This is a genomic window from Ruegeria sp. CDSA034 (genome assembly GCF_059612275.1).
The window spans coordinates 76,563-95,425 of the sequence record NZ_JBXWQH010000004.1; the positions used below are offsets into that span (position 1 = coordinate 76,563).

Consider the following 18,863-nt stretch of genomic DNA (forward strand, 5'->3'; position numbering starts at 1 on the left):
CATGTCGATGACTCCGCTCATCGACGTGATTTTCCTGCTGTTGCTGTTCTTCATGTTGACCTCGACCTTTGCCAAATATGGCGAGATCGAGCTGAGCAATGCAGTGGGCGGCAGTACGACTTCGGCGACACCGACCGAGCGGTTGTTCCTGCAGTTGGGGGCGGAACGGCTGGTGCTGAACGGGCAAACGGTCTCTCTCAATGATCTGGAAACGCAATTGGAGGCCGGGCAGGTTCTGGTCAGTTTGGACCCGGATACAACGGCGCAGCGTGTCATCGACGTATTGGTCCGGCTGCGCGGGCGTGACGGGTTAAGCGTTCTGGTGCTGGAATGATCAAGTACAGGCGCCCCAAACGCAGACGCGACTCGACGATTGCCCTGATCAACGTCGTTTTCCTGATGCTGATCTTTTTCCTGCTCACCGGTACGCTGGCCCCGCCGTTGGATCCGGATCTTGAGCTCGTGAACACCGCAGACCTTGAAGGGCGCGAGCCACCTGATGCGCTGATCCTGCACGCCGACGGCACGCTGAGCTATCGTGGAACGCCAACAGATCCCGAAGCGCATATGCGTGGCCAAGGGGACGAAGCCGTGCGCATCGTGCCCGACCGAAACGCACCGGGCCCGCGTCTGATCGAGGTGACCGGTGCTTTACGCCGTCTGGGCGCGTCATCCGTCTTTGTTGTGACCGAGAAGGCGCTGGAATGATCCGCCGGTCGGTTATGATTGCGGTGGTGGCCATTCTGGTGTCGCTGTTTTTGCACCTGATGGGGTTAAGCGTGACCGGGCAGCGGCTTGCAGAAGACGCGCCAGGCGGCCAAGCGCCTGAATCAATTGAGCTAAGCACGACATTCGAGGATCTTGCCGAGGTTGTCGCCGAACCGATTGAACCTGAACCGGCCGAGGCACCAGAGCCACCGGTTGAAAGGCTGCCTGAGGAACCGGAAATCCCGGTCAGTGAGGCGCTTGTGGCGTCTGAAAACCCGCGGGAGGTTTACGCGCCTGATATCGGCGAATCCGAAGTGGTCCAGCCGACTGCCACGGAACCGGTTGAGCCTGATGTGGCAGAGACCGAAAACACATCCGAAGGCGATGCCGCCGCCAGCGAAGATGTCGACGAAACCCCGCCGGTCGAGGCGGAAACAGCGACCGATGTGCCCGAAGGAATCCCCGAGGCAGTCGCGGTCGAGCCAGAGGTCGCGACCGAGGTCCAGCCCGTATCGCCCCAACCGCAAGAGCTGGCGGCGCTGCCGGTCAACCCGTCGCCCGAGGCCGCGATCCCTGTTGTACCGTTGGAGTCCGAGGCGATTGAGCCGGATGATCCGGTTGATCCAACCGAACAGGATGCAAATGAAGACGTGACAGAACTGGCCGTGACGTCTTCGATCCGGCCGCAGCGCCCTGAACGCCAACCGACGCCGGAACGGCGGGGCGTGCTGAATGGTGCGCGGGACTTCAGCGAGTTGCAGTTTCCGTCAGAGGTGGTTGAATCGCCCCTTTACGCCTATCGGCGGGAAGGGTTGGATGCCTTCACGTCTGGCAGTAGTGGCAGCCGTTCGGGCGGGCGTGGCCCCGGCAATTCGGACACTACCAATTATGCGGGTGAGGTCTTGGTCCACCTGAACCGCGCACCCCCGGTATTTGTTGCTGCCCGGGGATTCGCCAAGGTGTTTTTCGAAATCAATCCCGATGGCACGCTGGCCTGGGTCGATGTCATCGACAGTTCAGGGTCGTCCGATGTTGACCGGGCCGCAAGGGCGCAAGTGCAGGCGGCTTCGCCCTTTCCGCTGCCGCCAGGTGGGGTCAGCCGCAAGCTGTCTTTCTTCTACACCAGCAATTGATTGGTGGGTTTCATCATCCGATTTACCCATCACAGAACCTGTTTTGAGCGGGATTTTGCCCGAATCTGCCCATTTTCGGAAGGTGGGGTCAGCCCCCGGGAAGTCTCAATTGCAAACATGTACGTTTTTTGGCATTTAAAGGGGCATCGTCGCATTTCTTTGATCAACTTTTTGTAACGAAACACTGCTGATCGCGAAACATACGTAAATACTCAGGAAATTGGGTTTCGTGCGGTATTCTGCATTTGCAAAGATGCAACAAATACCAACCTTGCCCAGAATGAAATGCAGCGAAACCATTGCGCACGCTCGGAATTTGTCCGAGTAGGCCAGCAGTCGCCCTAGCGGCTGCACTCCTCTCAAAACTTGTGGGTTTACCATGAAAAATCTTCTCATTGCATCGACGGCTCTGATTGCAACTGCAAGCGTTGCAGCGGCCGACGTTAAATTCAGCGGCTACGGTCGTTTTGGTATTGGCTACCAAGAAGATCGCACCGGCACTGTTAACAACTTTACCACGGATGCAAACGGCGACATCGTCGCTGATGGCACCGCGAACGTCGACACCGACAACACCATCCTGGTCTCGCGTTTCCGCCTGAACATCGACGGCACCGCAGAAACCGATGGCGGCGTTGAGTTCCAGGCACGTGTGCGTCTGCAGGCTGATGACGATTCCGGCAACGGCGAACAGAACAGCGCGGGACTGAACGGCGCACGCTTCTCGGTCATCTACGGTGGTCTGCGTGTTGACGCTGGCAACGTTGCAGGTTCCTTTGACAACCTGGCAAACTACTTCGGTAACGAACCGGGCCTGGAAGAGTTTCTGGGTCAGTATTCGGGCGTGAACTACAGCTTCCTGGAGTACACCTCGACCGGTTCAGGCGCGAATGCTGTGTTCTTCCAGTACGCAGTTGGCGATTTCGCATTCGGCGCGTCATATGACCAGGCAACGATTGCTTTTGACGGTGTTGCGCAGGACGCAGACCGCTGGGACGTCAGTGCAACTTACACCTTCAACAACATCACCGCTGCACTGGCCTATGGTCAGACCAAGGCGAACGTGAACAGCGCGAGCGAAAAGCAGTCGCTGACCGTTCTGACCCTGGGTGCAGAATTCGGTGACTTCTCGGGTACTCTGTTTGTTGCGGACGATGACGTTGTTGATGATGCCGAGAACGGTACCGCATACGGCCTGTCGCTGGCATACAATCTCGGCGCCGCAACCACCCTGCAGTTTGCTTACGGTGACGGTTCGGCTGACAACGATACCCGCAATATCGGTATTGGCGCCATCTACGACCTGGGCGGCGGTGCATCGCTGCGTGGTGGTATCGGCGAAATCAAAACGGGTGACGAAGACGGGCGCATCCGCGCTGACTTCGGTGCTCAGTTCAACTTCTAAGTTGAGCTAAACTACAAAGTTTAAGGGCAGGTCTTCGAGCCTGCCCTTTTCTTTTGCTAGCTTATTTCTTCTCAAAGAACAGGATGACCTCGCCCAGCCGGACGCCATAACGCGAGACATAGGCTCGGTTCAGCAGACGGTCATCGTCCAGCAGCCACATCCAGTCGTCAAAGTTGACCCGCATGGTGCCCTCTTTGACCGGCAGGTCGATCTTGTATGTCCAGTTGAACGTGTCGCCGCGTTCGACCCCTGTGGCGGTGCCCAGAACGCCGGGGGCGTTGCCAGTCCAGGTGTCCGCGCCCGTTTTGGTCAGCGTCCAGACACGCTGCTCGGTGGCGCCGTCATCATAGACAAAATCCTCAACCAGAGTCAGGGTTTCACCATCCCACGTTCCGTCGATATCCACCGTAAAGCGGCGCGGGATATTGCCCAGAACATCCTGAAACTGGCCATAGGCGACGGTCTTGCCCTCAAAAAACTCTTCAAGGTTCAACTGCCGATCAGACAGAAAGGTCTTGGGAACGCGCGGTTTAGCTGAACAGGCAGTCAGAACGGCCAGTCCGGCGACTGCCAGGCCCGCAACAAGGACCCGACGCGAGATCATTGCAGCGGCCTTTGTTCTGCGTCCGCATCATAGCCGTTTGAACTGGGGACATGTGCGGATTTAACCTCGGGCGCGGGGCGCATCGTGGCAATCAGCTCTGCGACCTTGATGCCGAACTTGCGCATCTCGGACCGGTTCATGATTACACCGTTTTCGGTCAGGTACATCCAGTCGGTGACGTCCAAAGTGTGCCCACCGGCATCCTCAGGAAGAATAATGCGGTAGGTAAGTTTGACAGTTGATCCTGAAATTGTTCCATGACCTTCACCGACGATGTCATCCGCCGTGGCGATGAACGTATTGCCGGTGCCCAGCGTCAGATACCATTTACGTGTCATCTGTTTGCCATTGGAATAGGTGAAATGCTCGGACAACGTGCCGGTGTTGCCATCCCAGTTCCCAACCATACGGGCGACAAAGCTGTTCGACATCTTGCCGTTCGGCCCATAGATCAGCCCCTCGGACAGGATCTCTCCGTTCAGTACCTCTTTCATTTTGAATGCAGGCCCAGTGCCGGTGTAGTCGGCCGGTGTTTGCGACCGGAAGCTCAGGAACCGGTTCTTGGCAATAAACAAAGCGAGAGCAGCGAACAGTAAAACAACAAGCGTTTTCATTTGGCTGAGACCTCCGTGGGCAACGTCAGGACCATGCCAAACGCGCCAAGTTTCAGGATGCAGGGTAGTACCGCATAAGCCAGATTGAGTGTTTCCAGGGCTTGGGCGGAATTTGATTGGCCAGGTGAAAAGCCGCTGCGTTCCAGCAGGGGCAATGTAAAGAAGGCGGCAAGCGCGAGGCCCAGCTTGCCCGCAAAGGACCAGATGCCGAACGCGGCTGAGGCGTTAAGGCCGGCGCGGGTCAAAACGACCGAGAACATGGCCGGCAGGACCACCATATCGGCCCCAAGTGCCGCACCCGAGGCAAGGCAGATCAGAGCAAAGCCCAAAAGCTCACCCGCCGGCAACATCGCAGCACCTATGAAGCTGGCAATAGACAGCGGCATAGCAATGATTAGGGTCTGTTTCGGACCAATGCGATTGCTGAGCTTGGCCCAAAGCGGCACGCTGGTGCCGGCGCTGAGGAAAAAAAGGATCAACAAGGGACCCGCCTTGCCCGGCAATTGCAGCCTGTCTTCGACGAAGAACAGAAACAGGGTTGAGGTAATGGCGACCGGCAAGCTGTTGACCAGCGCCAGCGCCAATAGTCGCAATGCTCCAGCCCGGCCCAGCCCTGCAAAAGACAGGCCCTCGCCAGTAATAGGCGTGCGCCGCCACATTGGGAATGTCAGCGCGATAGTTACGATCGACAGGACGCCCAGAAACAGCCCAAAGGCGGGGTATCCCTGTGCGCTCGCCCCTAAAGCGACGAACAGTGCAGGCGCGCTCGCGGCAATGACAACCCCCGCCAATTGTCCACCTTCACGGAAGGCTGCCAGTGTCATTAACTCTTTTGCGTCTGGTGTTTTGGCCAGGGTTGCGCTGCGCCCGTAAAGCAGGATGGTCCCGAGGCTGTAGGCCGAGAACAGCAGGATCAGGATCAGGATCAGCGATGTCACGCTTGCGCCCTGTGGCAAGGCAAAGAGCAGCGGAAAGCCGACCGCCAGCCCAACAGCGGCCATGGCGGCGAACGCCAACTGACCCTTCGGCCATCGGTCAATCGCCCAGCCTATCAGCGGGTCTTGCACAAGATCCACAAGCCGGATCAACAGCAGTACCGTTCCAATCACCCCAAGGCTAATCCCAAGGTTAACCGCAGCAAAACGCGGCAGGTGGATGTAGAGGGGAATACCCGCCGCTGCGAGCATCAGCGCATAGAGGCTGACCCGGGGATACAGCATCACTGTCCCCTCAATTGCCGCGTAAAGCTTGCGGATCTGGTGTTGTCGCCAAGAAAGATAGACATGAATGTATTTTTGACGCCTGGCCCGGACAGGGTGCAGGTTTTGCGCCCGTTCCGCCAGAAACCAACCTTGTTCGGCCCTTCCGAGATGGCCAGATAGCTGTCGCCTTTGCTGACAGCCTGAAAGCACTGTTCAAGCTGGACTTGTGTCAGCCCGCTGTTTCCTTGCCGTGTCATCTCATCCAGCGTGGATTCGACCAGAGCCTTCTGCTTGAGGTTTTTGCGGTAGGTCAGCTGCAATCCGAAATCATCGCTCCAACTGAACGGGGCACCGCCTGGCGTGAACAGCTTTGCGTCATAGATCGGCAGGCCAAGGTAACGGAACGTGGCGGACCCGCGCAGTTCGGCGTTCGGCAATTCGTTCGACACGGTTGACGCTTCCAGCATGACTGGGGCCAGCAAGGTCAGCGACAGCAGAGCGACGCACCAGACCGAGCTATTCGGCCGCGACAGGGATGACCAGGTCATTTTTGGCAATGCCATTGTCAGCTCCGATGGTTTGCGGGGTGCCATTCAACTGCGCGACAACATGCATCGCGCTGGCAATCCCGTCTTCATGAAAACCATGCCGGTTATATGCACCGGCAAACCACGTTTTGTTCTGTCCCTGCATGTCGCGAATTTGCCCCTGGGCCTTCAGTGCGGCTTGATCGAAAACCGGATGGGCGAATCCGACTTCGTCATAGATTTTGTCTGCGGGAATATCCGCCGCAACATTGAGCGTTACAAACATCGGATCACTGTCCGGAATGTTCTGTAACCGGTTCATCCAGTAGGTAACGCCGACATTTCCGGCCTGTGAACGATAGGTCCAGCTGGACCAGCAGGCCCGCCTTTTGGGCATCTGGCCGGGATCGCAATGCAAGACGGCCTTGTTGGGCTGGTACTTGATCGCGCTAAGGGCAGCAATTTCTTCGGGTGTGGCGTTGTCGCCCAGAATGGCCAGCGACTGGTCGGAATGGGTGGCAAGTATGATCTCATCATAAAGGTCAGCTTGGCCTTCGCTGAGTACGGTCACGCCCAGTTCATCCCTCTGAACATGCTGCACGGGGGAGGCGACGCGGATTTCGCAACCGCGGGAGCGCAATGCAGCCTCGATCCGGCGGACATATTCAATGCTTCCACCTTTGACCGTCCACCACTGATGCTGCTTTGACCGATCACCGGCCAGCAAGGCATGGTTTTGGAAGAACTGCACCAGCGAACGTGCGGGAAAGCGGTCAATGAATTCGACGGGGGTAGACCAGATCGCCCCGCACATGGGCATCAGATAGTTGTGGCGGAACCAGTGGCCCAAACGTAGTTCGTCGATCAGTTCGCCAATCGTAGTGTCATTGTTCTTGGCAGCTTCCGGGGCTTCTTTGCCAAAGCGCAGGATGTCCGAAATCATCTTGTAATAGGCCGGACGCATCAGGTTGCGTTTTTGCGCTGTCAGGGTGCGCAGATTGTTCAATCCGTATTCGAGGCGACCATTGTCGATCGTGGCGCCAAAGCTCATCTCGCTTTTGATCACGGGAACGTTCAATTCATCGAACAGTTTGGTCAGGTTGGGGTAGGTGGAATAGTTGAACACGATAAAACCGGTGTCGACCGGTTGATCACCGTTTTTACCAGCCATGACCGTTCGGGCATGGCCGCCCAGTCTTGGCTCGGCCTCATAGACCGTTACATCATTGTCTTCGGATAGATAGTAAGCTGCGGATAGGCCTGATATTCCTGCACCTACAATTGCGATTTTCTTGCGTGCGCCCCTTGGTTCGTCGAACATGTGATCCCCTTAGTTCGGCAATTTAAAAGGATTACGCATCAGATGCGGGTACGGATCAATCACGTTGGACTTTTTTTGAACGTGCGTTACATCGTGATGTCTTGCCTGGTTTTTTGAGCGTTAACGTGATCCAGCTTTGTTGCCGATCCGTAAAATCCTTAAATTGTCTGAAACAACACGAAACCAATGTCCGGGCCATTTGTACCCGACAGTCCGGATGGCCCAAGCATGAGCAGTTTTGACGGAAAAACCTATTGGATCGTTGGCGCCAGTGAGGGGCTGGGCCGATCTTTGGCCCAGGCGCTAAGCCGACATGGGGCAAAACTGATCCTCTCGGCGCGCAATGCGGCGCGATTGGCCGAGATTTGCAAAACCCTTCCGAACGCGCGGGCGGTGCCGTTTGATGTGACCGATCTGGCGGCTGTGCGCCGGGCCGTTGCAGATGTCGGCGTGGTGGATGGGCTGGTCTACAATGCCGGTGCCTACGAGCCTATGAAATCGGCCGATTGGGATACTGAAGCTGTTCTGTCCATGACAGACGTGAACTACCTTGGCGCGCTGCGTGTGTTGGGTGAGACGGTGCCAGGGTTTCTACGGGCCGGACAGGGCGACATTACCCTGATCGGGTCTTTGTCTGGCTATCGCGGGCTTCCGGCTGCTGTCGGATACGCGGCCAGCAAGGCAGCGCTTGTCTCATTGGCTGAAACGATGCGATTTGATCTGGCCGGCACGGGGGTAACCGTGCGGATCGTCAATCCAGGCTTCATTAAGACCCGGCTGACTGAAAAGAACACTTTCAAGATGCCGATGCTGATGACACCCGAGGACGCGGCGGACCGGGTGGTCAGGGCGATGTCGCGCCGCCGGTTCCGCACCGATTTCCCGGCACCGTTCTCTTGGGTGATCCGTTTGCTGGATTACCTGCCGGATTGGCTGATCTACCGCGGAAAATAGAGTCTGATCAGGCGTTTTAACCAAACTGCCCCTGACAGAACCAGCCTGCCGACATCGTGCCGCCATGGCCGTAAAACAGCCACAGTCGCTCACCCTGTTCGGTGACCACCACCCAGTAGTCACGCACGCCGCTGCGCCAGTTGGGGTCATCCAGCCACCATTCGGGTGCGATCCGTTCCGGACCGGTGGCCTGTGCCAACTGCCAGTCGCGCCCGCGCCACCGAAAGGCGGCTGGAACATCCGGGGCTTCAGCGGCCATCACCGGCTCGGGCTGCCACATCTGCAACGGGCGCGGGCGCGACGGGGCAGGCCAGTCACGGGCGGGTTCCGACCACGCCGCCGCCAACGTCTGCGCGGTTTTTTCGGGGATATGTGAGGCCGCCGGGTGCCGCCGGGTGATCACGTCCAACCCGACCCGGGCGCCCAGTTTGCCGATCAGATCATCTACGGCTGTATTGCCCTCCAGCCGCGCGCGGGCCACACGGCGCGCCTCGGCGTGACCGGCCACGGTGCGGGCATGGATGGGCTCGGTCTGGATCGCCTCAAGCCGCAGCATGTCGATGCCATAGCCTGCGTCGATCTTATCGATTTTCATCTCTAACAAAGGGCGAATGCGGTGTTTGTCATAGGTTGGACGGGCCAGACCAACCTTGATGATCTCGGCCGCCTGATCGGCGCGATGCGCCTCGAGCCGCAGGGTACGCACGCCGCGCGCCTTCTCTTCCAGCTTCGTGCACAGCGCGGGCAACACCCGGTCGATGGCGGCCATCACATCCTCGATCAACCCGATCGGGTTGGGCAGGGTCATCCGCACCGCAAAGTGATGCGGCGGACGCGCGGGGGATACCGGTTCGGGCGCGCTGCCCATCGCTTGGTCCAGTCTCATCACCAGCCCGCGCCCGAACCGTCGGGCGAGAGAAGCCCGGGGTTGGCCCAAAAGATCGCCGATCCGGCGTAGGCCCAGCCGGTTCAGTTGTGCCACAACCTGATCTTCCAGCCGCAGCGCCGCAATCGGCAGGGGGCTGAGCGCGCCATAAGATTGCCCTGGTGCTGCGATCCGTGCGCCGCCACCCAGGGCCATCACTTGCGGTGCAGCCCCACCCTTGGTCCAGTGTCGCCGTTTACCCGCCCGTGCGCGGGTGGCGCGGGCCTCTTGACTGATGGCATCACCGTTGCGATCTGATGTGGCCTCTTGCCCCGCATACCGCGCCAGCGCCCAGGCCGCGCCCAGCGTGTCGGCGATGCCCATCTGCACGCTTAGCCCCATATCTGCACAGTCGGTTTCAATGACGCTCAGTAGTGCCTCTTCCCCGCCGAACAGATGCGTGCAGCCTGACAGATCGACGACCAGCCCATCCGGTGCCTCTTCGGCCACCCAGGGGCTGAACTTGCCGGCCCAACGGCGCAGCGCGGTTAGAAACGCAGCCTCAGCCGGGGCGTTGCGGTGTCGCGTGATCAGGGCTGCACACATGGCGTGGGCATCACGCACGGGTTGACCCACACGCAGACCGGCGGCCTGCGCTTCCACGTTCAGCGAGGTAATCACCTGCATGTTTGACTGTTCCGCAACCACGGCCAAAGGGCCAGCATGCAGCCCCCGCGCAGCACGGATCAGCCGTTCAGCCCCCAGACGGGGGAACCACAATGAGAGTATTCGGCGTTTCGGCATCGGCAGACATCAAAATGTTCTCACTTTGTTCTTACCTCAGAATCGTCCGCCGAGTCCACGCTTACCCGCAGGTCAGGCGCTGAATGATCCCCGAACCGGTCACATAAACGTTCAGCCGGTCGATGCGGTAATCCTGTGTGGCGATGTCATCGGGGCCCAGAACGCGCGAGCGTTCGGGCAGCTGGCTCTGAATGGTCGACACCGGTTGGCCAATGGAATCGGCAAAAGCTTCGCCCTGGCAAAAGGCCAGATCAACCGAGGCGGCGTCCGTCGACGCAGGTGTTGCAACAGGCGCGGTCGTCTCGGCGCAGGCTGCCAGCAGGACCAGAGCGGGAATAAATCGGTGCATTGGCGTTTCTCCTTCTGACAATGTCGTTACTGCAATATCAAACAATTAGCCAACTTGTCACCAAAGCGCAGTTGAAAATGCCCTGCAATTGACGCAGGGTCGGGGCAAATAAGACAGGGAGACAACAACCATGCGTACCCGTGCCGCCGTCGCCGTCCAGGCGGGCAAACCTTTGGAAGTGATGGATGTGAACCTCGAAGGCCCCAAGGCGGGCGAGGTTCTAGTCGAGATCAAAGCCACCGGCCTCTGCCACACCGACGAATTCACCCGATCGGGCGCTGACCCCGAAGGCCTGTTTCCGGCGATTCTGGGCCATGAAGGCGCAGGCGTTGTGGTTGAAGTGGGCCCAGGCGTGACCAGCCTGAAACCGGGTGATCACGTGATCCCGCTCTACACGCCTGAATGTCGTGAATGTGAGTACTGTCTGCACCCCAAGACCAATCTGTGTCAGGCGATCCGCGAAACCCAAGGCCGGGGCCTGATGCCCGATGGCACCTCGCGGTTTTCGACCTTGGATGGCGATCCGATCCTGCACTACATGGGTTGTTCAACCTTCGCGAACCACACGGTTCTGCCGGAAATCGCGCTGGCCAAAGTGCGTGAGGACGCGCCCTTCGACAAGATCTGCTACATCGGCTGTGGCGTGACCACCGGCATCGGTGCCGTCATCAACACTGCCAAGGTTGAGATCGGTAGCCGTGCCATCGTGTTTGGTCTGGGTGGTATCGGCCTGAACGTCATTCAGGGCCTGCGTCTGGCCGGAGCGGACCAGATCGTCGGCGTTGACCTGAACCCGTCGAAGGTCGAAATGGCTACCAAGTTCGGCATGACCGATTTCGTCAACCCGTCCGAGGTTGAAGGCGATCTGGTGCCTTATCTGGTCAACCTAACCAAAGGCGGCGCGGACTACACCTTTGACGCCACCGGCAATGTCGGCGTGATGCGCGCAGCACTGGAGTCGGCACATAAAGGGTGGGGTGAATCGATCATTATCGGCGTGGCGCCGGCTGGGGCCGAAATCTCGACCCGCCCATTCCAGCTGGTCACTGGCCGCTCGTGGCGCGGCACTGCATTTGGTGGCGCGCGGGGCCGGACCGATGTGCCCAAGATTGTCGACTGGTACATGGAGGGCAAGATCGAGATCGACCCGATGATCACTCATACAATGGGTCTGGACGACATCAACCACGGATTCGACCTGATGCACAAAGGCGAAAGCATTCGGTCGGTCGTCGTTTACTAAGACTCTAATTCGAGACAATCCGCATAATGCGGTTGAAAACGGCGCGCGGAATAGTGCGCCGTTTTTTAGTTTGACGTTTACTCCCCTGGCCGTGACGCCCCGGTATCCGACCGAGGTGACCGCACCCTCAGGACGGGCGTGTTGGCTGAGGTCGTGTTGGTTCTGCTTTCGCGCCACACCACGTAGATGCCGGATGCGATAATGACGCTTGCACCGACTGCAACCCAGACGTCCGGGCGTTCACCAAAGAAAGCCATGCCGAAAATCGTGGCCCAGATGATCTGGCTATATTGACTGGGGGCAATAACCCCGGCAGGCGCGGCCCGATAGGCCAGAATGATCAGGTGCTGGGCGATGACCGAGAAAACGCCTACCAATGCCATCATCGCAAGATGCAGCAGGGATGGTGGTTGATAGACGGCAGGCTGTGCAAGGCTCATCACCGCGATGGCCAACAACATGGGGTACAGGATCAGCACGGCCGATCGTTCCTCATTCCCGATCTTGCGCACCAACACGGATGCAAAGGCGCTACAGAATGCCGCCGTCAATGCAGCCAGATGGCCTAGGGTGATGTCGGTCGCCCCCGGACGAAGGACAATCAGGACACCGATCAGACCAACACCGACTGCGGCCCAGCGCTGGGCGCGGACTACCTCGCCAAGGATGGGGATCGACAGGACTGTCACGATCAGCGGGAAGGAAAATAGCAGCGAATAAACCTCGGCCAGCGGCAAAACCGAAAACGCATAGAACGCGCAGGACATCGCAGTGACCATCAGGGCAGATCGCAGCAAAACTAACCATGGGTGATGGGGCAGAAAGTTCCCGGTTGTCCGGTCGGTCAGAATCGTGACGGCCATCGGGACAAACGAGAACAGCGTGGCGAAAAAGATGATCTGCATCACCGAGTAGACGCCGCCAAGCGCTTTGATCAATGCATCATGGCTGGCAAAGACCGCAAAGCCCAAAAACGCATAGCCGAGTCCCCGGAGGGTGGAGTTCTGAGTGCTCATCTTTGTGGCCCCGGGTGATGTATCGGTGTTGTGACTGTGCCATCACACCGCGTATGTTGCGGGTGGCTTGCCTTTGAGTAAACCCATTTTGGCTGCGCGCATAGTCCTTAATTTACCGCTAACATTGCATGGCCGCTATGACGCGGGATCACCGCAGGATCGGGGGTGCTTCCTTGGGTTGACGCGCGGATTGAACACCGGCCTTCATTCCCACACCAATGCGGCGCGCCAGCGCGACCCACGGTGTTGCGGTTTCAGGGGGCAGCGTCTGCGTCGCGACCTCTTCGAACAGATCCAGCCAATGGGCGAAGAACTCGGGCTTTACGTCGGGACGTTCGATATGAACCCGCTGCGGATTGCCGTCATAGCTGCGCTCGAACAAAATCGCGTTGCGCCAAAAGGCGGCGATCTTTTCCTCATGGGCGGGCCAGTTGTGGACATGTTTGTTGAAGACCGGTCCCAGTGTCGCGTCCTCACGCACGCGGGCGTAAAAGGCGCGGACCTGCGCGTTGATCTGGTCCGGCGTTGCAGGAAAGCGTGGGGGCAGGGTGGGTCTGGTCATTGGCGCGGTCCGGTTTCGACTCTGTTCAGGGGCAATATCCCGTTCTGCAGTCATGCGACAGGGGTGGTTTTGTCGCGCAGCTTGGGCGTCAGCAGATGCCGCAGCAGGGCCACCGGATGCGCCCGTAGGCTGAGGCGGGTGGCGACGTAGTCCTCGACCACCTGCTCTCCCAAGGTCATTTTCGGCAGGTAAGCCTCGGGTTCATCCAGCGCCTCACCCTCCAGATCCTGCGAGAACAGCGGCAGCGGTTTGACTGTGGCAATCGCCTTGGCCTGCCACAGCGCCTCGCGCCGGGTCAGGTCGCAGGCGGCGAAGGCATCCGCCTCGGCCAGCCGTTCGATCACCGATGGTCCCAAACCGGCACGGCGCCAGACATCGTCGACCTGATGGTAGCCATTGCCGCGCGCGGCTGTCAGCCAGCTGGCATCTTCCTCGCTGAGGCCCTTGATCTGGCGGAAGCCCAGCCGCAGCGCCAGCCCGCCCTGACCGTCAGGTTCCATCACATTGTCCCAAAAGCTGGCATTGATGCAGACCGGGCGCACTTGAACCCCATGCTCGCGCGCATCACGGACGATCTGGGCGGGGGCATAGAATCCCATTGGCTGCGAATTCAGCAGGGCGCAGGCAAATATCCCCGGATGGTGGCATTTGATCCAGGCCGAGGCATAGACCAGCAGCGCAAAGCTGGCCGCGTGGCTTTCTGGGAAACCGTAAGAGCCGAAGCCTTCGATCTGGGAAAAACAGCGTTCGGCGAAGTCCTGTTCATACCCGTTGCGTTTCATCCCGCGCAAGAAAAGCGCGCGGAATTCGCTGACATTGCCGTGCTTCTTGAAGGTTGCCAGAGACCGGCGTAGCCGGTCGGCCTGTTCCGGGGTAAAGCCTGCGCCGACAATGGCGATCTGCATGGCCTGTTCCTGAAACAGCGGCACGCCCAGCGTTTTGCCCAGCACCTCGCCCAACTCGTCCGAGGGGAAGCTGACCTCCTCCTCTCCGTTCCGGCGGCGGATATAGGGGTGGACCATGTCGCCCTGAATGGGGCCGGGGCGGATGATGGCGACCTCAATCACCAGATCATAGAAATTGCGGGGCCGCATCCGGGGCAGAAAGTTCATCTGTGCTCGTGATTCCACCTGAAACACGCCAATCGAGTCCGCCTTGCACAGCATGTCGTAGACGACAGGGTCCTCGGGCGGCAGGGTCGCCAGCGTATAGCTGGTCTGATGGTGCTGACCGATCAGGTCAAAGGCCTTGCGAATGCAGGTCAGCATCCCGAGGCTGAGGACATCGACCTTGAGGATGCCCAGCGTGTCGATATCGTCCTTGTCCCAGCAGATGACCGTGCGGTCCTCCATCGTGGCGTTCTCGATAGGAACAAGCTCGTCCAGACGCCCCTCGGTGATGATGAAGCCGCCGACATGCTGAGACAGGTGACGGGGGAACCCGTCGATCTCATATACCAGCATTAGAGTCTGCTTTAGACGGCGATCTTCGGGGTCGAGGCCAATCTCGCGCATCCGTTCCGCCTCAAGCCCCGCGGCGGAGAAGAAGCCCCAAAGCTGAGATGAGAGCGCTGAGATCGTATCTTCGGTCAGGCCCATCGCGCGGCCAACCTCGCGGATGGCGCGTTTGCCGCGATAATGCACGACCGTTGCGCAAAGGCCGGCGCGATGGCGGCCATAGCGGTCATAGATGTGCTGGATCACCTCTTCGCGGCGCTCATGTTCGAAGTCGACGTCGATATCGGGGGGCTCATCCCGCGCCTCGGACACGAAGCGCTCAAAGACCATCGTGCCCATCTCGGGGCTGACTTCGGTGATGCCGAGGCAGAAACAGACGACCGAATTGGCCGCTGAGCCGCGCCCCTGGCAGAGGATGTCGCGCGAGCGGGCGAAATGAACGATGTCGCGGACGGTCAGGAAATAGGGCTCGTATTTCAGCTTTCCGATCAGGGCGAGCTCATGCGCCAGCATCTTTTTTGCTTTCTCCGACGCGCCTGCCGGATAGCGCCATTTCAGCCCCTCATGCGCCAAACGATGCAGGCGTTGGGTCGGGGTTTCCTGCTCGCTGCCCTCGCTGGGGTACTCATAACGCAGCTCGTCCAGCGAGAATGTAAGCTGTTCGCTGAGTTCATGCGCGCGGGCAACGGCCCCTTCATGCCCTTTGAAGATGCGCAGCATCTCGGCCTCGGACCGCAGGCGTTGTTCACCATTGGCTAGTGCCTCGCGGCCCAGATCATCCACCTTACGGCGCAGGCGGATGGCGGTCACCACATCGGCCAGCTTGCGGCGGGTGCCGTGATGCATCAGCGGCGTGGCGCTGGCGAGGGTGGGAAGGTCGAGTTGTTTTGATTCAGTCTCTAATAAAGAGAAAAACGCGCTGTCTGCGCCATCATACCGGGGGTGCATCAACAGATGCATCCGCCCGGCAAAGCGGCGCGTCAGCTGTTGCGCTTGTGTCCGCCATGCGTCCGCGCCGCCCGGAGACCGGGCCGTTTGTGGCCACAGCAGCAAGTGGAGGCCGTCGGAAAACTCCAGCAGGTCGGACAAGTGCAGGATGCAGTCGCCCTTTTCGGCGCGCAGCCGGCCCTTGGACAGGATGCGGCACAGGTTGGCCCAGCCCTGCCGGTTCAGGGGCAGGGCGGTAACCGTGGGTGCGTCGGTAAAGATCAGCCGTGCCGCCGGGATCAGGCGCGGCACCGCGTGGACGGGATATGAGGGCGGTTTCGGGATGTGATCGGGGCAGGGCGGGCCTATGGACGTGTTCTGCGCCTCCCACTCCAGCCGTTCGCGCACCTTGCGGGTGATCTCGCGCGCCTGCGTATGGGCGCGGACGATCCCAGCGACCGAGTTATCATCAGCGATGGCGATGGCGGGCAGGCCCAGGGTGACGGCACGCTCCATATACTCCTCGGGGTGGGACGCCCCGGTGAGGAAGGTGAAATTCGACGTGATCGACAGCTCGGCATACATGACGATTCCATATTATATTCACGTTTTGTTCTTTTTCGAGTCCTTTGCGCAGGAAACGGGTCGATTGGGTTTGGTCCGATGGGCAATGTCGGGAAAAAGGAGACCTGAAATGTTCAAAATCACCGCATTGCCCACCGAGGACGTACGCGCCCTTCAGGCCGGTCACCCGGATTCCTATGGCGCAACGCCAGAACGGACCGTTTCAACGGGTGCCGGTAACCCGTGTCGCCATTGTTTGCAGAACATTCCCGAGGGCGAAGAAATGCTGATCTTGGCCCATAGGCCCTTTTTAGAGACACATCCATATGCGGAAACCGGGCCAATCTTTCTGTGTGCTGCACCCTGTGAGCGATACGAGGGGCAAGACCTGCCCGAGATCCTGACCTCGTCGCCCGACTACCTAATTAAGGGCTATGGCACAGATGACCGCATCGTCTATGGCACCGGGGCGATCACGCCCACGGATCAGATCGGTGCAAAAGTCAGAGATATCTTTGCCCGACCAGATGTGGACTACATCCACGTCCGATCTGCGCGAAACAACTGCTATCAGGCCCGAATCGACCGAGACTAAAGCTTGACCCTGTGCATCCCCCGGCGCGGCTGATCCGGATCAGCCGCCGGGGCGTCCTCGGAGCGGCTGGACGTCAAGGCGAGGAACACATCCTCTAGATCAGCCTCTTCAGTGCGGACGTCGCGAATGCGGATATTGGCTGCGCGGACGGATTCCAGAACTTGCTCGGCGTTGGTTTGGGCGCTGCGATATTGCAGAACAAGGTTACCATCGTCGCGCAAGGCGGCTTCGACCCCTTCGGTTGCGGGCAGATCGACGACTGGGCTGTCAGGAACGATGACCATGGTGCGGCTATCCATTCGGCCCAGCAGGTTGGCGGTGCTGTCCTGAGCGATTTTTTCACCGTGGTTGATGATGGCAATCTCGTCACACATTTCCTGCGCTTCTTCCAGGTAATGGGTGGTCAGGATGATGGTCATGCCCTGTTCGTTCAGCTTGCGCACATTTGTCCAGAGCATCTGGCGCAGTTCGATATCCACACCTGCCGTCGGTTCATCCAGCACCAGGATCTTGGGGTGATGCACCAGCGCCTTGGCCAGCAGCAACCGCCGCCGCATGCCACCCGACAGCGTGCGGGCATAGGCTTCGGCCTTGTCGCTGAGACCGACCAGTTCAAGGATCTCATCGCTGCGGCGTTGGGCCTTGGGTACGCCGTACAAACCGGCCTGCACCTCCAACGCGCCGCGGGGGGTGAAAAACGGGTCAAGGTTCAGCTCTTGGGGCATCACGCCAATCGCGGCGCGGGACTGGCGCGGGTTGCGGTCCTGATCGTACCCCCAAATCGACACTGTACCCGCAGATTTCACCACCAGACCGGCCAGAATGTTGATCAGGGTCGATTTACCGGCCCCGTTCGGACCCAGCAGGCCAAACACCGACCCCCGTGGAATGCTCAGGTCTATGCCCTTCAGTGCCTGTTTCTCGGGCTGGCCCTTGCCACCCCGATAGGTCTTGCGCAGTCCATCGATCCTGATTGCCGCATCGGTCATGAGACCCTTGCCCCCGGTTTGCTCATCGCTCATAAACGCACCTAATGCATGCCCGCGAGGCCGACAACCAATGAAGGATCGCCAGCCGTGACACTTGATGCACCGGAAACCAAGATCGTCGAAACCGCACGTGTTGCCTGTGACGGCGGCGAAGGTGCATTGGGCCATCCGCGCGTTTGGTTGCAGATCCCCGAAGATACCGGCTGGGTCGAGTGCCCGTATTGCGATTGCAAATACGTACTGTCGGAGCACGACGCGCAATAAATTCGGAGGCCGGATGCTTTTTGCAGTGCAGCTTTTGCGGGTGTCCGATCAGGACCCGATTGCCAGCGGCGGACATCGAGACGTGTATGCGTGCCCGGGGCAATCTCACTTATTGGTAAAGGTGACGCGCCCGCGCAAACGGCCCAACCGATCCTTTGCAAAACGGTTGATCCGGCGGCTTCTGCCCGATTCTGTATTCCGCAATGCGCTAAAAGAAATCGAGGGCGAGATGAAGGCGGCGCTGAAAAGCGGCACCGACATCGAGCAACTGCCTTTGGCGCGATGTTTTGGCATAGCGCAAACCGACATTGGCCCGGCGATCATTGTGGAACGGATCGAATCCGATGACGGACAGCTCGCACATCCCCTTGCGAAGCTGTGCGAGGATGGAGCGCTGAGCGCTGATGTTCTGAGTGAATTGAACAGCTTTGCCCAAAAACTGTTTAAGCTTCAGATTGTTGCCCGCGATATTCACGAGACCAACATTGTCTACGGGCTGCGCAATCAAACCCGGATGTTTCTGCTGATCGATGGTTACGGAGAGCGCAATCTAATTCCCTTGCGCACGTTGAGCCGCAGATTGAACGACCGGTCGCTGCACAAGCAGATGAACGGCATCGCCGAGCGTGTGGGACTGATCTGGGACAGAACCGGGCAGGAATTCCGTGTCGCGTGATTGACGGCCTGCGTTGACGTTCCGGCACAGTTTTCCGGCCTCTTGTGTGGATTGACCACCTTCTTTGCTGGCCACCCGCGCGGG

The 18,863-nt window shown here is 59.3% G+C and carries 20 protein-coding genes; 9 read left to right on the plus strand and 11 right to left on the minus strand.

Going from position 1 to position 18,863, the window contains the following annotated elements; translation table 11 throughout:
- The first annotated feature begins 7 nt into the window (after positions 1-7).
- The 4 genes from AC2FLJ_RS09605 to AC2FLJ_RS09620 all read left to right on the plus strand — a co-directional run bounded on the left by AC2FLJ_RS09605 (position 8) and on the right by AC2FLJ_RS09620 (position 3,246).
- Positions 8-334, plus strand: a complete 327-nt coding sequence (locus tag AC2FLJ_RS09605; protein ID WP_472722620.1) for an ExbD/TolR family protein — start codon at positions 8-10, stop codon at positions 332-334.
- The gene (locus tag AC2FLJ_RS09610; RefSeq protein ID WP_496697369.1) at positions 331-708 is read left to right on the plus strand and encodes an ExbD/TolR family protein; all 378 of its coding nucleotides are present in this window, start codon (positions 331-333) and stop codon (positions 706-708) included. The genes AC2FLJ_RS09605 and AC2FLJ_RS09610 overlap by 4 nt, the downstream gene beginning before the upstream one ends.
- Positions 705-1,841: an energy transducer TonB family protein gene (locus AC2FLJ_RS09615; protein WP_496697367.1), complete on the plus strand. Its 1,137-nt coding sequence runs from the start codon at positions 705-707 to the stop codon at positions 1,839-1,841. Before AC2FLJ_RS09610 ends, AC2FLJ_RS09615 begins: the two co-directional genes overlap by 4 nt.
- 379 nt (positions 1,842-2,220) lie before the next feature.
- A complete protein-coding gene (locus tag AC2FLJ_RS09620) occupies positions 2,221-3,246 on the plus strand; it encodes a porin (RefSeq protein ID WP_113791010.1) in 1,026 nt (341 codons plus the stop codon).
- A 61-nt stretch (positions 3,247-3,307) separates the two neighbouring features.
- Here the strand turns inward: AC2FLJ_RS09620 and AC2FLJ_RS09625 are convergent, their stop codons facing one another.
- The 5 genes from AC2FLJ_RS09625 to AC2FLJ_RS09645 are packed head-to-tail and all read right to left on the minus strand — an operon-like array spanning position 3,308 to position 7,514.
- Complete coding sequence (locus tag AC2FLJ_RS09625) at positions 3,308-3,850, minus strand: DUF3833 family protein (RefSeq protein WP_496697363.1); 543 nt, start codon at positions 3,848-3,850, stop codon at positions 3,308-3,310.
- Positions 3,847-4,464 (minus strand): DUF3833 domain-containing protein, encoded by a 618-nt coding sequence (locus AC2FLJ_RS09630; RefSeq protein ID WP_282119665.1) that lies wholly within the window; start codon positions 4,462-4,464, stop codon positions 3,847-3,849. The genes AC2FLJ_RS09625 and AC2FLJ_RS09630 overlap by 4 nt, the downstream gene beginning before the upstream one ends.
- Entirely contained in the window at positions 4,461-5,684 is a 1,224-nt protein-coding gene (locus tag AC2FLJ_RS09635) for an MFS transporter (protein WP_496697361.1), read from the minus strand. The genes AC2FLJ_RS09630 and AC2FLJ_RS09635 overlap by 4 nt, the downstream gene beginning before the upstream one ends.
- The gene (locus AC2FLJ_RS09640; protein ID WP_496705489.1) at positions 5,684-6,229 is read right to left on the minus strand and encodes a hypothetical protein; all 546 of its coding nucleotides are present in this window, start codon (positions 6,227-6,229) and stop codon (positions 5,684-5,686) included. The genes AC2FLJ_RS09635 and AC2FLJ_RS09640 overlap by 1 nt, the downstream gene beginning before the upstream one ends.
- Positions 6,183-7,514 (minus strand): NAD(P)/FAD-dependent oxidoreductase, encoded by a 1,332-nt coding sequence (locus AC2FLJ_RS09645; protein WP_496705491.1) that lies wholly within the window; start codon positions 7,512-7,514, stop codon positions 6,183-6,185. The genes AC2FLJ_RS09640 and AC2FLJ_RS09645 overlap by 47 nt, the downstream gene beginning before the upstream one ends.
- 228 nt (positions 7,515-7,742) lie before the next feature.
- On the opposite strand from AC2FLJ_RS09645, the gene AC2FLJ_RS09650 reads away from it, so the two are divergent.
- Positions 7,743-8,468, plus strand: coding sequence for an SDR family NAD(P)-dependent oxidoreductase (locus AC2FLJ_RS09650; protein WP_496697356.1), 726 nt, complete (start codon positions 7,743-7,745; stop codon positions 8,466-8,468).
- Positions 8,469-8,484: 16 nt separating this feature from the next.
- Here the strand turns inward: AC2FLJ_RS09650 and AC2FLJ_RS09655 are convergent, their stop codons facing one another.
- Both AC2FLJ_RS09655 and AC2FLJ_RS09660 read right to left on the minus strand, forming a co-directional pair.
- Positions 8,485-10,137 carry a DUF6504 family protein gene (locus AC2FLJ_RS09655; RefSeq protein WP_496705493.1) on the minus strand — a complete coding sequence of 551 codons (1,653 nt, stop codon included), beginning with the start codon at positions 10,135-10,137 and terminating at the stop codon, positions 8,485-8,487.
- Positions 10,138-10,198: 61 nt separating this feature from the next.
- Entirely contained in the window at positions 10,199-10,486 is a 288-nt protein-coding gene (locus AC2FLJ_RS09660) for an I78 family peptidase inhibitor (protein ID WP_496705495.1), read from the minus strand.
- A 130-nt stretch (positions 10,487-10,616) separates the two neighbouring features.
- Here AC2FLJ_RS09660 and AC2FLJ_RS09665 point away from each other — a divergent pair, with 130 nt between their 5' ends.
- Positions 10,617-11,729 carry an S-(hydroxymethyl)glutathione dehydrogenase/class III alcohol dehydrogenase gene (locus AC2FLJ_RS09665; RefSeq protein ID WP_496705497.1) on the plus strand — a complete coding sequence of 371 codons (1,113 nt, stop codon included), beginning with the start codon at positions 10,617-10,619 and terminating at the stop codon, positions 11,727-11,729.
- 77 nt (positions 11,730-11,806) lie between these two features.
- On the opposite strand, the gene AC2FLJ_RS09670 is transcribed toward AC2FLJ_RS09665, so the two are convergent.
- From AC2FLJ_RS09670 to AC2FLJ_RS09680, 3 genes are all read right to left on the minus strand, one after another.
- On the minus strand, positions 11,807-12,745 hold the full coding sequence (locus tag AC2FLJ_RS09670) for a DMT family transporter (protein ID WP_496705506.1): 939 nt from the start codon (positions 12,743-12,745) through the stop codon (positions 11,807-11,809).
- A 148-nt stretch (positions 12,746-12,893) separates the two neighbouring features.
- The gene (locus tag AC2FLJ_RS09675; protein ID WP_496705510.1) at positions 12,894-13,307 is read right to left on the minus strand and encodes a group III truncated hemoglobin; all 414 of its coding nucleotides are present in this window, start codon (positions 13,305-13,307) and stop codon (positions 12,894-12,896) included.
- 50 nt (positions 13,308-13,357) lie between these two features.
- Entirely contained in the window at positions 13,358-16,276 is a 2,919-nt protein-coding gene (locus AC2FLJ_RS09680) for an error-prone DNA polymerase (protein ID WP_496705511.1), read from the minus strand.
- Positions 16,277-16,385: 109 nt separating this feature from the next.
- On the opposite strand from AC2FLJ_RS09680, the gene AC2FLJ_RS09685 reads away from it, so the two are divergent.
- Complete coding sequence (locus AC2FLJ_RS09685) at positions 16,386-16,850, plus strand: DUF1203 domain-containing protein (RefSeq protein ID WP_496705513.1); 465 nt, start codon at positions 16,386-16,388, stop codon at positions 16,848-16,850.
- Here the strand turns inward: AC2FLJ_RS09685 and AC2FLJ_RS09690 are convergent.
- Positions 16,847-17,839: an ABC transporter ATP-binding protein gene (locus AC2FLJ_RS09690; protein WP_496705706.1), complete on the minus strand. Its 993-nt coding sequence runs from the start codon at positions 17,837-17,839 to the stop codon at positions 16,847-16,849. The two genes, AC2FLJ_RS09685 and AC2FLJ_RS09690, sit on opposite strands and share 4 nt — an antisense overlap.
- A gap of 87 nt (positions 17,840-17,926) precedes the next feature.
- Between AC2FLJ_RS09690 and AC2FLJ_RS09695 the strand changes: the two genes are divergently transcribed.
- Both AC2FLJ_RS09695 and AC2FLJ_RS09700 read left to right on the plus strand, forming a co-directional pair.
- Entirely contained in the window at positions 17,927-18,103 is a 177-nt protein-coding gene (locus AC2FLJ_RS09695; protein ID WP_082637212.1) for a zinc-finger domain-containing protein, read from the plus strand.
- 13 nt (positions 18,104-18,116) lie between these two features.
- Positions 18,117-18,779 (plus strand): YrbL family protein, encoded by a 663-nt coding sequence (locus tag AC2FLJ_RS09700; RefSeq protein ID WP_282170125.1) that lies wholly within the window; start codon positions 18,117-18,119, stop codon positions 18,777-18,779.
- Positions 18,780-18,863: the final 84 nt, after the last annotated feature.